The 15322-nt window shown below is 42.6% G+C and carries 15 protein-coding genes; 4 read left to right on the forward strand and 11 right to left on the reverse strand.

Features of this window, described 5'->3' with window-relative positions:
* Nucleotides 1–3: 3 nt before the first annotated feature.
* From AYJ08_RS07595 to AYJ08_RS07615, 5 genes are all read right to left on the reverse strand, one after another.
* The gene (locus AYJ08_RS07595) at nucleotides 4–780 is read right to left on the reverse strand and encodes an ABC transporter ATP-binding protein (protein ID WP_064017217.1); all 777 of its coding nucleotides are present in this window, start codon (nucleotides 778–780) and stop codon (nucleotides 4–6) included.
* Between the two features lie 13 nt (nucleotides 781–793).
* On the reverse strand, nucleotides 794–2077 hold the full coding sequence (locus AYJ08_RS07600) for a branched-chain amino acid ABC transporter permease (protein WP_064017242.1): 1284 nt from the start codon (nucleotides 2075–2077) through the stop codon (nucleotides 794–796).
* A gap of 9 nt (nucleotides 2078–2086) precedes the next feature.
* Entirely contained in the window at nucleotides 2087–3034 is a 948-nt protein-coding gene (locus AYJ08_RS07605) for a branched-chain amino acid ABC transporter permease (protein WP_064017218.1), read from the reverse strand.
* A gap of 155 nt (nucleotides 3035–3189) precedes the next feature.
* Entirely contained in the window at nucleotides 3190–4359 is a 1170-nt protein-coding gene (locus AYJ08_RS07610) for a branched-chain amino acid ABC transporter substrate-binding protein (protein WP_064017219.1), read from the reverse strand.
* A 247-nt stretch (nucleotides 4360–4606) separates the two neighbouring features.
* Nucleotides 4607–6373, reverse strand: coding sequence for an adenine deaminase C-terminal domain-containing protein (locus AYJ08_RS07615; protein WP_064017220.1), 1767 nt, complete (start codon nucleotides 6371–6373; stop codon nucleotides 4607–4609).
* 142 nt (nucleotides 6374–6515) lie between these two features.
* On the opposite strand from AYJ08_RS07615, the gene AYJ08_RS07620 reads away from it, so the two are divergent.
* A complete protein-coding gene (locus AYJ08_RS07620; RefSeq protein WP_231929048.1) occupies nucleotides 6516–7049 on the forward strand; it encodes a YgaP family membrane protein in 534 nt (177 codons plus the stop codon).
* Nucleotides 7050–7129: 80 nt separating this feature from the next.
* On the opposite strand, the gene purD is transcribed toward AYJ08_RS07620, so the two are convergent.
* Entirely contained in the window at nucleotides 7130–8419 is a 1290-nt protein-coding gene (gene purD / locus AYJ08_RS07625) for a phosphoribosylamine--glycine ligase (protein ID WP_064017222.1), read from the reverse strand.
* A 16-nt stretch (nucleotides 8420–8435) separates the two neighbouring features.
* Nucleotides 8436–9992, reverse strand: a complete 1557-nt coding sequence (gene purH, locus AYJ08_RS07630) for a bifunctional phosphoribosylaminoimidazolecarboxamide formyltransferase/IMP cyclohydrolase (RefSeq protein WP_064017223.1) — start codon at nucleotides 9990–9992, stop codon at nucleotides 8436–8438.
* A gap of 186 nt (nucleotides 9993–10178) precedes the next feature.
* Between purH and AYJ08_RS07635 the strand changes: the two genes are divergently transcribed.
* Both AYJ08_RS07635 and AYJ08_RS23930 read left to right on the forward strand, forming a co-directional pair.
* Nucleotides 10179–10889, forward strand: a complete 711-nt coding sequence (locus tag AYJ08_RS07635; RefSeq protein ID WP_231929049.1) for an NAD-dependent epimerase/dehydratase family protein — start codon at nucleotides 10179–10181, stop codon at nucleotides 10887–10889.
* An 83-nt stretch (nucleotides 10890–10972) separates the two neighbouring features.
* Nucleotides 10973–11122 carry a hypothetical protein gene (locus AYJ08_RS23930; RefSeq protein WP_197490610.1) on the forward strand — a complete coding sequence of 50 codons (150 nt, stop codon included), beginning with the start codon at nucleotides 10973–10975 and terminating at the stop codon, nucleotides 11120–11122.
* Between the two features lie 17 nt (nucleotides 11123–11139).
* Here AYJ08_RS23930 and AYJ08_RS07640 read toward each other — a convergent pair whose 3' ends face one another.
* Nucleotides 11140–11418 carry a hypothetical protein gene (locus AYJ08_RS07640; protein WP_231929050.1) on the reverse strand — a complete coding sequence of 93 codons (279 nt, stop codon included), beginning with the start codon at nucleotides 11416–11418 and terminating at the stop codon, nucleotides 11140–11142.
* 235 nt (nucleotides 11419–11653) lie between these two features.
* Here AYJ08_RS07640 and AYJ08_RS07645 point away from each other — a divergent pair, with 235 nt between their 5' ends.
* Nucleotides 11654–12973 carry a globin-coupled sensor protein gene (locus tag AYJ08_RS07645; RefSeq protein ID WP_064017224.1) on the forward strand — a complete coding sequence of 440 codons (1320 nt, stop codon included), beginning with the start codon at nucleotides 11654–11656 and terminating at the stop codon, nucleotides 12971–12973.
* Between the two features lie 59 nt (nucleotides 12974–13032).
* Here AYJ08_RS07645 and AYJ08_RS07650 read toward each other — a convergent pair whose 3' ends face one another.
* The 3 genes from AYJ08_RS07650 to purM form a co-directional block, all read right to left on the reverse strand.
* The gene (locus AYJ08_RS07650; protein WP_064017225.1) at nucleotides 13033–13473 is read right to left on the reverse strand and encodes a hypothetical protein; all 441 of its coding nucleotides are present in this window, start codon (nucleotides 13471–13473) and stop codon (nucleotides 13033–13035) included.
* Nucleotides 13474–13696: 223 nt separating this feature from the next.
* Nucleotides 13697–14278, reverse strand: a complete 582-nt coding sequence (gene purN / locus AYJ08_RS07655; protein WP_064017226.1) for a phosphoribosylglycinamide formyltransferase — start codon at nucleotides 14276–14278, stop codon at nucleotides 13697–13699.
* Nucleotides 14275–15318: a phosphoribosylformylglycinamidine cyclo-ligase gene (gene purM, locus AYJ08_RS07660; protein ID WP_064017227.1), complete on the reverse strand. Its 1044-nt coding sequence runs from the start codon at nucleotides 15316–15318 to the stop codon at nucleotides 14275–14277. The genes purN and purM overlap by 4 nt, the downstream gene beginning before the upstream one ends.
* Nucleotides 15319–15322: the final 4 nt, after the last annotated feature.

A 15322-nucleotide genomic window follows, 5' to 3' on the forward strand; every position in this document is an offset into this window, starting at 1 on the left:
CTCCTACGAAGCTTCTGTTGCGCTCTTGCCCAGATACGCCTCAATTACCTTTGGATTTGTTCTGATATCGTCTGGAGTACCCTCCGCAATCTTCCTTCCGTAATCCAGAACATGAATATACTCGGACAGTCCCATAACCAGCTTCATATCATGTTCGATTAAAATAATGGTTAATTCTAATTCGCGTTTGAGCTGGCGTATGAAGTCTGTCATTTCCACCGTCTCTCTTGGATTCATTCCTGCCGCTGGCTCATCTAACAAAATGATCTGAGGGTTCGTAGCTAAGGCCCTAGCGATCTCTAGCCGGCGCTGCAATCCATACGGCAAGCTTCCCGCGGTTTCATTAGCAATCTGTTCAATCCCTACATATTCAAGAATTTGATAAGCTTCAATCCGTGCTCGTTCCTCTTCTTCCCGCACTCGTTTTGAATGAAACAAAATTCCCAGAAGACCTGCTTGGAGACGTCCATGCTGCCCAATCATTACGTTCTCTAACGCTGTCATTTGTTTGAACAGTCTGACATTTTGAAACGTCCGTGTAATGCCTTGGGTTGCTATTTGATCAGGTTGAAGGCCTTTAATGCTCTTTCCATTTAGTACAACATCCCCCTCGTCTGGCTCGTAAAAGCCTGTCACCATATTAAAAAAGGTGGTTTTACCTGCCCCATTTGGACCGATGACTGCCGTGATGCTTCCTTTTTCAATATCAATCGACACGTCTTCATTAGCTACCAGACCACCGAATTTCTTGGTTAAATGTCTCGCTTCTAGCAATGCCATGCTACTCCCTCCTCTAGCCTGCTTTGTTTCGTCCAGTCAGCTTAGCAAGAATGCCCTGCCTTTGTTCAACCTGAGCGTGATTTTTAATGGACTCCATATTTTCTTTCCTTCTTTTTGCTGGAATTAATCCGTTTGGACGATAGAGAGCCGCTAATACCAGTAGAATTCCAAACACCATCCGCTGTAGCTTAGACGGGTCTAGCTGACTGGGTAGATACAGGATTCCTGCCTGAGATAGCTCATGTAAATAATTAGATAACTCTTTTAAAATTTGAACCTGTAGCAGTGTAACAAACGTTGCACCTAAAATAACGCCGGGAATGCTGCCGCTCCCACCTAAAATAACCATTACCAAGATGCTAAATGACTCCATCAATGTAAAGGAGGTAGGATCAACAAAGGTTTGCTTTGCCGCAAAGATAACTCCCACTACCCCTGCAAAGGATGCTCCTGTAGCAAATGCCGCTAGTTTCGTTTTTAACAGAGAAATGCCCATAGACTGCGCTGCCAGCTCATCTTCACGAATCGCAATCCAAGCCCGCCCTAGTTTGGAATGCTCCAAGCGAATGTTGGCAAATACAATCAATAAAATCACCACGAGGACAATAAAATAGAAATGAAAAGCATCAGAAAATGGTTCACCCAATATTTGCGGGGCATTAATAGACGTTATCCCCTGAGGTCCATTTGTTATATTGATTGGCTTATCTAAATTATTAAAGATTATTCTGATAATTTCACCAAACCCTAAGGTAACAATGGCTAGATAATCTCCTTTTACACGGAGAACGGGGAGTCCTAGCAGAATTCCAAAAATAGCTGCAACCAGCAAACCAACCACTAAAAATGCCCAAAACCACTCTCCACTTAACGGGAACAAATCTCCCGGAATAAAATGATTAGCCTGTGCGGTAGCAAATATGCCGTATGCATATGCTCCAGCGGCAAAAAAAGCAATATAGCCTAAATCCAATAATCCTGCAAATCCAACCACAATGTTTAAGCCAAGCGCCATCGCTACATAAATGCCGATATTGGTCGCCACTTCCATATAATAGCTGTTATCATAAGCTAGTAATGGAATAAGACCGAACAGCACGAACACCCCTAAAAACACTTGTATCCATTTATTCGTATTCGTGTAGTAAATGAGCAATACGGAAAAAATGAGCCCCACAAAGCTTGTTACCGATTGCTGTAATAAATAAAGCGCTACAGAGCATGCTACAATCCACACCAGCGTAAGAAGAAGCGGGATTGGTTTTTCCTTTGCTAGCACATTTTTAAGAGTTCCCATTTCTTTCACCTACACTTTCTCTTTTACGGCTTCTCCAAGCAGACCCTCTGGTTTGAACAGAAGCACTAGAATGAGAATGGCAAACCCGATGACATCCTTATACTCTCCACCGAAGGCTCCTCCTGTTAACGGCCCCATATATGCACCAGCCAACGACTCAACCAAACCAAGAAGCACTCCGCCCAGCATCGCCCCTCTAAGGTTGCCAATCCCGCCTAATATAGCAGCCGTAAAAGCTTTCATGCCCAAAATGAATCCAATGAAAGGATCAATCGTTCCATAGTTTTGTGCAAACAACACACCTGTTGCTCCACCTAAGCTTGAGCCAATAAGGAAGGTTAGCATGATAACTTTGTCCACATTTATGGTCATAAGTGATGCTGTGGATTGATCCTGTGAAACGGCACGCATCGCGATACCCCATTTTGTCTTATTAATAAAAAAGGTTAATGTAATCATCATTACGATAGCTACGATAACAACAATGACAGCTTTGGAGGGAACTTGGGCAATTCCGATATCAATTTTTCCAGGGAATAAAATTGGTCCTGTTAAATAAAAGGTATCCCGATGAAGCGCTTCTGCAAAACGAACGATATCCTGCAAGAAGAAGGACACACCAATAGCAGATATCAACGGAACCAGCCGCGGGGCATTACGTAGAGGTCGATAAGCAACCCGTTCAATCCCCACACCCAATAAACCGGTTACGATCATACTGATAATGAGAGCAAGAAAAAGAGCTAAAAATGGATTCATTCCTTGCAATACACCGTTAGCATCCATAATCAGAAGCACTTCTGTTCCGACAAAGGCTCCCACCATAAAAATTTCTCCGTGGGAAAAGTTAATAAATTCCAAGATTCCATAAACCATTGTGTAACCCAAGGCTACAACTGCATACATGAAGCCGAGGGTAAGTCCGTCGACCAAAACTTGAGGTAGGATCTGCCACATGTACATTCCTCATTTCTTTATATTTTTATTTTTACTGTAAATGCAGATCATTTTCCCTAAAAGCAAATAGGGCTTTTCCTCAATCATTCACAAAAGAAGGGCGCTTCTATGTGTCGTCCCCTTACTACAACGGTAGAAAGCGTCCTTTGTAATTACTACTCTACTTTGCCTACATACGTGGCTTTGCCGTTTTCAAATTTGTAAACGAATATCTGAGCGAATTCATTGTCTCCTTTTTCTGTAAAGGTGACTTTGGTAAATTGACCTTGAAAGTCTTTCGTTTTATGAACTGCGTCTAATACTTGCTCTCTGCTAGGCTTCTTATTTCCATTTGCCTTAATAGCGTTTTTTAGGCCATGCAGTAATACCTTCATCGCATCATATCCGTAAACGGAATAGGCTTCTAGCTTTTTATTAGTTGCCTTTTCATAAGCTTCAGCCCATTTTTTGCCTTCAGCAGTTTGGGTAACGTCGCCTGCTGCCGATGTATAGATCACTCCTTCAGCAGCACTGCCAGCAATCGTCACTAATTCTGAGGAATCAATTCCATCCCCGCCCATAAATATGCCCTGATACCCTTTATCACGAGCCTGCTTAAATAACAGACCTCCTTCCGAATAAATCCCTCCAAAGAAAACTAGGTCTGGTTTGCTTGTAACTACTTGATTAACCACAGCACTATAATCCTTTTCCCCTACAGTAATGCCTTCGAAACCAAGTATTTCCACCCCATCCTTTTCAAATTGAGCTTTTACTTGGTCAGTTAATCCTGTACCATACGCCGTCTTATCCGTAATAATGAATGCGGTTTTTACGCCAAGCGTATTTTTGGCATATCTAGCTGCTGCGGGGCCTTGTGCATCATTGCGTGCGCAAATGCGATGGACTGTCTTCTTCCCTTCTTCAGTAAGATTGGTGCCTGTGTTAGCGGGAGAGACCATGACCAGTTTGCCAGCTTCATACTTAGAAGAGGACGGAACAGCAACACCGGTATTGTAGTGACCGATCACTCCCAGTACGTCCTTGTTGGCAACCAGTAGCTGGGCATTGGTAACACCCTGTTTGGGATCAGCCTGATCATCCTGTGGAAAGAGCTGTAGATCGAATCCCATTTTCGCAAATTCTTCCTTCTGCTCCTGCAGGGCGTACCCTGCACCCTGTTTAATCGCGTCTCCAATGTTTGCGTATGCACCAGATAGCGGGCTTTGGGTAGCTATTTTTATTACCTCTTTTCCGGTGCCTTGGCCTGCCCCTGCACAGCCTGATAAAGCTAATCCAGTAATCAATATGGCGGTCAAGAGTCCCATGCTAGCTTTCTTGTTCATGGAATCAAATCCCCCTTATTTTTCTTCTTTCAACTAAATCAGTTTATTCTCAGATCGTCAGGATTTTGACAACTATAGGGTAGAAAGATTCGTTTTGTGTTAATGATTATTTTTTATTGTAAAATAACTCAGAAAATTTACAAGAAAAAAATAATTTTTATCGAAGCGATTTTACCGCGCCATTGGTACTATTTTACACATATCAATAAGGAATAGAAGCTTTATTGATAACCTATCAGCCAAACTTTTAGATCGGACTAGCAGGATAAATCATAGTACCTGTCTTCACTTCATACATTCCAGCCTTAGTAAAACGAACAAAGGGTAAATGGGTAGCGGTAAAAAATAATAAGGAATAAATTGGATCATCAAAACGATAGCCACGTTCTCTCATTAATATGGTAAAAAGCTCGCTTTTTTCCATGACAAGCTCCATCGGTTCATCTGTCATTTTCCCGCCTATAGGCAGGGGCATATGAAATAACACTTCTCCCTTTTCAATGATTGCCACTCCTCCTTTTGATGCTGCGATCTCCTGAAGGGCCGCTTTCATCGCTTGCGGATTACGACCTAATACGAGAAATTCTGTGGATGCATGGAAGGTGGTCGCTAATGCTTCTAGCTCAACAGCAAATCCTCGTAAAATGGCCTTTGTGAGTTGTTTCGTCTTGGGGTCAATTAAGACTGCAAGCATCGCATCCGGTATTTGTATAAGCTCCTCCCAATTATGAATAACAGTTGTTGTATCTAATTTGCTAATAACTGAATTCATCATACAGATGACAGGGAGAGAATCTAAGTGAAGGGCTTGCTCTTGTTCTTGCTCTGGAAACAAAAACCAATGATCAGACACCGTTTCTTCCATGGTGGAGCCAATAGAAATAAACTCACTTAGTTGCCTTTTTGGTATCTTTGCTTTAGCTTGTCCCTCCTCAGAGATCAGAAGACCATTTGCGATAACCGTTTCTGGCGTTGGATTACTTCTTTCTGTAAGCAGCAATATATCAGCCACACGTCCAGGAGCAATCCCACCTATTTCCGTATCCATTTGGTAATAAGTAGCAGGATTTAATGTTGCCATTACGTAGGCCTCCTCCATAGGCATACCGGCCTCAATCGCAACTCGGATCGTGTAGTCCATCACTCCGTTTCGAAGCATCGGCGCTGTAGCTCCATCTGAGGTAAGCATCATGCGAGGCGACCAAGGTAAGCCTAATTGCTTCCATTCTTTAATCAGTTTGGGCAGATCGGGCCGAATGGAGGAATGGCGGAGTGTAGCATACATCCCCACTTGCAAGCGATGCAGCAGCTCGTCGGCCGTCATACTTTCATGACAAGCTCCTACACCATGAGCGGCCGCTAAAGCCAATGTTTGATAAGAAGCCCCTGGATGGTGACCCTCTATTCGTTTACCCAAATCCAGAGCATAGCGCATTCCTTCTAACAGCTCTTCTCGCTCATCCAATATTCCTCTCCAATCCGTTAATTCTCCAGCCTGGATCACTAGAGGATGATCTAATAGCTCCTTTATTCTTTCTCGCTGAAATACTCCTTCTGGATCAGGCAGCGTTTGTGAATCCAGCCTAGCCCAAAAAAATTGCTTCACGGGATGCTTATTTATCTCATCTAAAAGCGAAGACAGCTTATCATAGGGCAACAATTGAAATAAGAACAAGCTATCACTTACCATCGTCGTGGTCCCTGTCTGCAATGCATAATCAGCTAAGGTGAACGGATTATACCATTGAAAAGGATGGGCATGCGGTTCGATGTATCCCGGGACGATATATTTGTCTTTTGCATTTATACAAATTGTATCCTGATTTACGAATGGTGCTTTTTCTCCCACATAAGCAATTCGCTCCCCGGACAAGACTATGTCTGCTTGGCGCCAAGACTTCGTATATACATCTAATATGGTACCTCCAGTAATCCACACACTAGCAGCTTCAAGTCCTTTTGCAGTACGAATCATTTGTTTGTAAGCCATTTCTGTTAGTTTCCTTGCCCTCACTCATTCCCTCTCCTCTCTTGTTAGCATCGTTATTTACTACTTATATGACTCACTCATGGATCCCTGCTTTTCTGCCATTTTTTCCTTGGGTGGACGATCGCTTCTCAACACAAACTAACACGAGGAAGGAGGCTGGATGAGCATGAAAAAGAATGTTGGTAGGCTGGACGCCTATATTCGTATAACCTTGGGGCTAATCGGTTTAGGGTGCGCTATTAGCAAAATGTCAAATCATCGTTATCGTAAAAAACCTTATGGTCTTCTGCTTTGGTCTGCTATGAAGGTAGCTGAGGGAATCACGCGCTTTTGTCCAATCCTCTTGATGTTTGGTATCAGTACCAGAAAAGAGGATGTAATACGTCAAGCGATGGATAAAATTATTCCAACTGGTCTTTCGCTTTACAACAAGACTAGAGAAGCTACGTCGTCGATGAAAAACCGAGTAACCAAGCGAACCTCCACAGATCATACCCAAGCAAATTCTCAGAATGAGCAGGCAACAAACCATAACGCTGAAAACACGCAAGTTGAAGAGCTTGCTCGCAAGGCATTCGAAAGCTTTGTAGAAAGCGAAAAACAAGGTGAGCAAGCATCTCTTCAACCATCTACCCAGCAAGAAGACTCACACCATGATCAAGCAAAGAATAAAAATGCGTCTAATCATGATGCTAAGTGAAATCAAACGAAAGGGATCAGGCCACAGAGGCCCAATCCCTTTTGTTTGTTCAATCCAGACTACTTATTCTCTCTGACTGTCTATACCTTTTTAAAAGCTTTATCAGCAATATCTCTACGATAATGTGCACCCGTAAAGGAAATATTGGTTACAGCCTGGTATGCTTTTTCTTTGGCTAGTTGCAAGGAGTCGTCTAAAGCAGTTACGGCAAGCACCCGTCCACCATTTGTTACAAAATGACCAGCTTCCTGCTTTGTACCAGCATGGAACACCATTTCCTGTCTGTCTCCTTGAGGCGAATCAGCTACAGGTACATCCAGACCACTTATGACAGCTCCCTTAGGATAATCTCCCGGATATCCTGGTGAAGCCATAACAACTGTAACCGCACTCTGCTTACTCCATTTGATATCTAAATCAGCCAAGGTTCCATTTATTGTGGCCATCACAATCTCCACTAAATCCGTTTCCAATAAAGGCAGAATGACCTGTGTTTCTGGATCACCGAATCTGGCATTAAATTCAACAACCTTAGGACCATCCTCGGTAAGCATCAATCCCGTGTACAAAACACCTCGAAACGGGATACCTTCCTTTACCATAGCAGACGCCATCGGTTGAACAATCTTATCTATGATATGCTGTAGATCGCTATTCTTTACTTGAGGTACAGGAGCATAAGCCCCCATGCCGCCGGTATTCGGCCCTTTATCTCCGTCAAATACCGTCTTATGATCCTGAGAAGGAATCATTGGCTTAACAGTCTCTCCATCAATAAAGGAGAGCAACGTCAATTCTTCCCCGCGCATAAACTCTTCAATAACAACGCGACTTCCAGCTTGACCAAACTTACTATCCTGCATGATCTGACGGATTGCTTCTTCTGCTTCCTCTAGGCTAAAAGCTAGAATGACACCTTTTCCTTGTGCCAGACCGTCCGCTTTAACAACAATAGGAGCCCCTTTTTCTCTTACATAAGCGATAGCAGATTCAAAATCGAGGAAAGATTCATATTCCGCAGTTGGAATCTTATATTTTTTCATCAGACATTTAGCAAAGGATTTGCTGCCTTCCAGCTTTGCGGCTTTTGCACTTGGACCATATATAGGTAGATTACGCAGAGTAAAGAAATCTACAATTCCTCCTAAAAGCGGATCTTCAGGACCTACAATGGTAACATCAATTTCCTCGTCTTTCGCAAACTGTGCCAGTGCCGCATAATCTGTCACCTGGATCGGAACGTTTTGCACCAGAGCAGCGGTTCCACCATTACCCGGAGCGCAGAATATTTTCTGCACTTTAGGGCTTTGTGCCAGTTTCCACACGAGGGTGTGTTCCCTTCCCCCGCTGCCTACTACCAAAACTTTCATTCTATTTGTCCTCCCCTTAATGTTTAAAATGACGGACACCTGTGAAAATCATAGCAATGCCATGACGATTGCACGCATCGATCGATTCTTGGTCTCGAATAGAGCCACCAGGCTGAATAATAGCTGTAATTCCTGCTTGAGCTGCTGCTTCTACTGTATCAGACATTGGGAAAAATGCATCTGAGGCAAGAACTGCTCCCTTAGCTTCTTCTCCAGCTTGTGTGATTGCAATTTGGGCTGAACCTACTCTGTTCATCTGCCCCGCACCAACTCCGATAGTTTTATCTGATTTAGCTAGAACGATCGCATTGGACTTAACGTGTTTGACCACCTTCCAAGCAAACTCTAGCTGAGTTAGCTCTTCTTCACTTGGTGAACGTTCAGTTACGACCATTATAGCAGTAGGGTCAAGGGATTTGCGATCCCATTCCTGCACAAGCGCTCCACCATGCACAGAAGTGATTTGATAAGCAGAACCTAATGCACCTTTATGCTCAGTAGAGGCTATCTCGTCCATCTGAAGTAAACGTACATTTTTCTTTTCCTGCAAAACAGCCAACGCCTCTGGTTCAAAAGCTGGGGCAATAATGATTTCTAAGAATACCTCTTTTAGTAGTAAAGCTGTTTCACGATCAATCGGGCGATTCACCGCTACAATCCCACCAAAAATAGAGACGGGATCAGCATCATACGCTTTTTGATAAGCCTGCTGAATGGTCACTCCCACACCTACCCCACATGGATTGGTATGTTTTACTGCAACCGCTGCTGGCTCGCTGAATTCAGCCAATATAGCCAATGCAGCATTAGCATCGTTAATATTATTATAGGAAAGTTCTTTGCCGTGAAGTTGTTTGCACGAAGCGATATTGCCGCTAGTGGACAAAGCATCTCGATAAAATGCTGCCTTCTGATGAGGGTTTTCTCCATAGCGAAGCTCCTGAGCCTTTTCATAGGTAACCGTAAAGCTCTCTGGCAATTCCTCGCCTGTTTGTTCGCTTAAATAGCGTGAAATGAGAGAATCATAGGCAGCCGTATGACGAAATACTTTAGCTGCTAGGCGTTTGCGCGTTTCTAAACTGGTGTTTTGTTGTTCGCGGATTTCATTCAACACAAGCTCATAGTCATTAGCATCAACAACTACAGTCACGTATGCATGGTTCTTTGCAGCCGAGCGCAGCATAGTTGGCCCGCCAATATCAATATTTTCAATCGCGTCCTCATAGCTGACATCTGGACGAGAAATTGTTTCCTTAAACGGATAAAGATTAACCGCTACGATATCAATATATTCAAAACCTTGGGCCGCCATTTGCTCCGCGTGCTCTTCATTATCGCGAACCGCGAGCAAACCACTGTGAATAGCTGGGTGCAGGGTTTTTACCCGACCGTCCATCATTTCTGGAAATTGGGTTACCTCCGATATTCCTGTTACCTTAACTCCTGCATCAGCTAAAAGAGTCGCTGTACCTCCAGTTGAAATGACCTCAAAACCTAGCTCGACAAGCTGGCTTGCAAATTCCACCACGCCTGTTTTGTTAGATACGCTAATCAGTGCTCTCTTTTTCCCCACGGAAAGAACCTCCTGACATGTAATTACTCGTTTAACACGAACATTTCATGCTAATCATATTATAAATGTACGTTTTTTTCAACATTTTTACTGCTCAAATAGCCTATTACCTTTTATTTACTTTCTAATTACTTTCTGTCATGATGTTCTTTTTTTTCTGGCAAAAATAGGAGATAATAAGAAAGATTGAATAAGTCAGAAAGGATTGTTGACATGCTCCAAAAGAAAACAGCCCTTCTTGCGGGTGCAAGCGGACTGGTAGGAGGACATTTACTCACTTTTTTATTAGAAGCTCCCGAATACGAACGTATTTATGCGATTGGGCGAAAGGCGCTACCAATTGATCATCCGAAACTTGAACAAGCTGTTCTTTCTTTTGAAAATCTGGATCAATATGACTCGCTTTTCTCATCTACGGATATCTATTGCTGTCTTGGCACCACACGAAAAAAGGCAAAAAGTAAGAAACAATTTCAGCGAGTTGACTATGAATATCCACTGGCTATGGCAGGCCTAGCTAAACAACAAGGCGCTGAAAAATTTCTACTGGTTTCTGCTTTAGGTGCTAATGCAAACTCGCTTTTCTTTTACAATCAAATAAAAGGGAAGCTGGAACGAGATATTGCAAATCTACAATTGCCTACTGCCTTGTTCTTTCGTCCTTCCTTATTACTAGGTAAACGTGATGAGTATCGAATTTCCGAACATTTGGCAGGTAAGCTTGTTCCTTTTCTCTCTCCCTTGTTGATTGGTCCCTTAGCAACGTATCGTGCTATCCCTGCAGAAGAAGTAGCCTATAGCATGTACCAAGCCGCCCAACAAAGCATTATCGGAAATCATGTGTACAACTCATCTCTTATACATGATATGGCTCAATCACGTTTTTCTACATCCTAATCTACAGTGCAGATACCTGCCTAGTCCCTTGTCACGTATGTCAACATAAACTGATTATTAAGTCGTCGGAGAGGAGGGGAGTCATGCCAGCAATATCCGATTTAGTGGGGGATCTTGGTGTTTCGTCAGATAATTTAGCATTTTGGGCTGCTATACTTAGTCTCATCAGCTCTGTTCTAGCCTTCCTCGCACTTGTAATCGATAGGCAAAAAAAGGAATCCAAAAAGTGCTAACAGATTTTTCTTTGCCATCAAAAGGCCATGGTTATCATCTTTACCTTCCATTCGAATAAATGAATGGTTGCATAAATACTCAGCCATCCGAGTAACAGATAAAGGATTTGTTGGTTTCTTGGAGATGTGTTTTTTACATTCATGACTAAAATAGATCCAACTACAACACCGATGGTAAACCATGCTACTTGTATAGAAGGTACCATTCCCTCAGCGTTATTCCACATCAGCACCCATATCAGTGTGGCAACAAAATAGGAAGCAATAAATCGCCAAAACGAGTTCACTGTTCTCACCTCACGACCACTTGACATTCTTATTTACAAATAAAATACTGAAACTGTATAAACACCTTACTTTTTACAAAAAAGGAACCGATATAACTAGTGGATATATTAATTTTATATAGTAGCTAGTATAGTTCTATATGATGGGGGTCACTTATTTTATAATATATATATTACAATCAAAAGAGATTGCAACGGACAATCAGATCAAAAACTGCTGTCTCATTATTCCGGGGGGTATTTCATGTGCGCAAAACCTTTTTCCGTATTTTTTGGTTCTAACCACAACAAGAAAGCGTTCTCACTAGATGAGCAAGCGCATGCCAAGAATGTATCTCTAAACGTGCCAAAACATTCCGATGTCGTGAAACAATTGGAAATGATTCAACTTTCCGAATCCGATCTTCGAATTGCCCGCTGTCTCCAGCCACTCGTTGAACAGCATATCGATGAGATGGTAGATCAATTTTACAAGAATCTGAAGCACGAGCCTTCCTTGATGGTTATCATTGAACGCCACAGCTCCATTGACCGTTTAAAAGCAACACTGCGTACTCATATTTTACAATTGTTTAACGGCATTATAGATGAGAACTTCCTACAACAGCGTAAGCGCATTGCAATCGCTCATGTTAAAATTGGTTTGCTACCAAAATGGTATTTATGTGCCTTTCAGGATTTATCAATCTCGTTGTTCAATATGCTAGACATACATATAGACAGTAAATCTGATTACCATAAATCAGTAAAAGCCATTACCAAGTTATTAAGTATCGAACAGCAAATCGTGCTGGAGGCGTACCAGGATGAGATCAACCGTTTACGTAGCTTAGAAGAAGATAAGAAAGTGATTGTCCGAGAAAAAGTCAACCAATCCGCTCAGGAACTAGCTGCAATCTCTGAGGAAACTAGCGCTTCTGTCGAGGAGCTGAGTGCCCAAGCTGGGGAATTTGTGATTCATGCGAAGCAAGGAACAGCTTCTTCTATTGAAGCACAAAATTTGTCCATAGAGGGTACCACCAAGCTTGACGAGCAGGTTAGCCAATTTGATCTGCTTCAGTCTAGTATGAAAGAAATCTCCGTTGAAATGAAAGCTCTGGAAAATACTTCAGAGCAAATTCGAGGCATCGTTAGTGTAGTAACGGGTATCGCCGAACAAACCAATCTCCTCGCCTTAAATGCGGCCATCGAGGCAGCGCGTGCTGGTGAACAAGGGAGAGGCTTTGCTGTGGTTGCAGATGAGGTGCGCAAGCTCGCGGAACAAACGAAAAAGTCGGTCTCTGGTGTAACTCAATTGATTGAGCAAACACATAATCAAACCTCCAGAGTGTCTTCGCTTCTCGACCGTGTAGAAGAATTGATTGTATCCTCTACGTCTTCGATGAGCGAAATAACCTGCTTTTTTGCCAATATCCAAAAAGCTGTCAGTATTAGTAAGGAACGTAGCAACCTGATTGAACAAGAGCTTGTCACTTTTTCACGCGTCATTGAAGAAATGAATCAAGCTGTTTCTCATGTTGCACATTCAGCAGAGAACTTATCTGAGGTAATGGATACGTTATAGGAACTGTTGCTGGGAATAACCGTACCTCCCATATGTGGGCTGTACGGTTTTCTTTTATTTTATACACGCTTCTTTTTCCCTTTTTTATTGCTTAGTTTTTTTAGACTATGATAGAGACTTTTAGAGCTTTTGCTTGATTTTTTATGCAAAGGTACCTTTGCATATTCTCCTTTTGTTCTTTTACTTGATTTGTTCTTTGCTTTTTTTTCTTTCTTATCCAGACTACATTCGATAGGTGATTCCACCTCTTCAACAGGGTGATTTAGCACTTCATTTTTAATACCGGTGTAATCCTTGTTTTTGACTTTATTTAATACCTGATCACGTGCCTCTTGGGACACGTTCAATCCCATGTCAGATATCTCATTTAGCACTGAAGTTATATTTTTACTATTTACTTCAGGTAGCTTTTGCGCCAATCGATATATGTCATGAATGCTCCACTCTCTTCCTGTTCGCTCACTAAGCTTGCTAAGCAAATTGGATACGATATCCGCCATTCCAGTTGTTCGCCTCCTTGTGTGCGTGCCCACTTGCTCTATCATATGAATAAGGCAAACAGTTGGTGAGCGGGAAAGTCGCGGAAAGATACTTTTGGGTGTTTGGGGTCGTTCTCACCTTGCTGCGAATCAAACACGAAAAAGCGTTTTCCTTCATCCTGAAGGAGAACGCTCTACTTATGTTGCTTGCCTCGCTGTTTGGCTAGTTTAGATTCCCCTTACCTTAAATCCCTAACTGGGATTCTTCGCTAAGACCCTGTAACACACGAATTAACAGCCTATGCTCAACCTCATGTATCTTTTGCTGCAAACTTTCTTCGGTATCTTCCTTATGAACAAAAATAACTTCCTGATCAATGATGGGACCTGTATCCATTCCCTCGTCAACAAAATGAACAGTCGCACCCATCACTTTTACTCCATATTTCCATGCTTTTTTAATAGCATCTTTTCCCGGAAATGCCGGTAGTAAAGATGGATGTAGATTGATCATTCGCCCTTGGTAGCTGATAAGCAATACATTCCCTATCAATCGCATATAGCCAGCTAGTACAATAAAATCAATTTCTTCTTGCTTTAATTGAACCAAAATCTCTTGTTCAAATGCTTCCTTAGACACATAATCTTTGGCTGAAAACAAAAATACAGGGATGCCAAGACGCTCTGCTCTCTTTATCGCATAAGCTTTAGCTTGATCACAGACTAATAGAGCTACCTCTAAGGAGGGAAGGCGTCCATCTCGAGTGGCTTGCACAATCGCTTCAAAATTAGATCCGCTTCCAGAAGCAAACACCGCTATCCTCATTGGTGCTCCCCTTCCACATAAACAACTCCGCTATCTCCTTGCTGTGCCTCCCCAATCAGATACGCTTCTTCTCCAGCCTCCTGAAGCATGTTTAATACATTTTCAGCATCCTTCTTGGCTACTGCAAGCACCATTCCAATTCCCATATTAAAAGTCAGGAACATATCCTGCTGGTTGATATTACCTGTTTTTTCGATCAATTTGAAAATTGGCAATACCGGCCAACTTCCTAATGTAATGGAGGCTTGCAGTCCGTTTGGCAGCATTCGGGGAATGTTCTCTGTAAATCCACCGCCTGTAATATGAGCCATTCCTTTCACTTCAACCTGTTTTAGTAAGGAAAGGATTGGTTTAACATAAATCTTTGTAGGAGTAAGTAAGACCTCACCTAAGCTTTTTTCAAAGCCTTCTACTTTGTCGTGCAACGAAAACCCGGCATCCTGAAGCAATACCTTTCGTACTAAGGAAAAGCCATTACTATGAACACCACTCGAAGCAATACCGATTAAAATATCCCCTGCTTGCATTTTACTTCCATCAATTATTTTGGATTCCTCAACCACTCCAACCGTAAAACCCGCGATATCATATTCACCGTCTGCATACATCCCCGGCATCTCGGCCGTTTCTCCGCCTATAAGAGCGCAGCCTGCTTGCTCGCAGCCGTCCGCGATTCCCTTTACAATGGACTCCAGCTTCGTAGGGATTACCCTATCACATGCAACATAATCTAAGAAATATAAAGGCTCAGCGCCTTGCACTACAACATCATTGACACACATCGCTACCGCATCAATTCCTATTGTATCATGATGATCCATTTGAAAAGCGAGCTTTAGCTTAGTCCCAACACCATCTGTTCCAGATACAAGCACAGGTTGCTTGTACTCTGCTACATTTAGACGAAATAAGGCGCCAAAACCACCGAGTCCAGTCATCACCTCAGGCCGAAACGTGCGTGTAACGTGTTTTTTCATTCGCTCAACCGCTTCATTTCCAGCAGCGATATCAACACCAGCTTCTTTATATGCTTGACTCATCTGT

Origin of the sequence: Brevibacillus sp. SKDU10 (assembly GCF_001645205.1) — a bacterium.
Taxonomy (GTDB): domain Bacteria; phylum Bacillota; class Bacilli; order Brevibacillales; family Brevibacillaceae; genus Brevibacillus_B; species Brevibacillus_B halotolerans.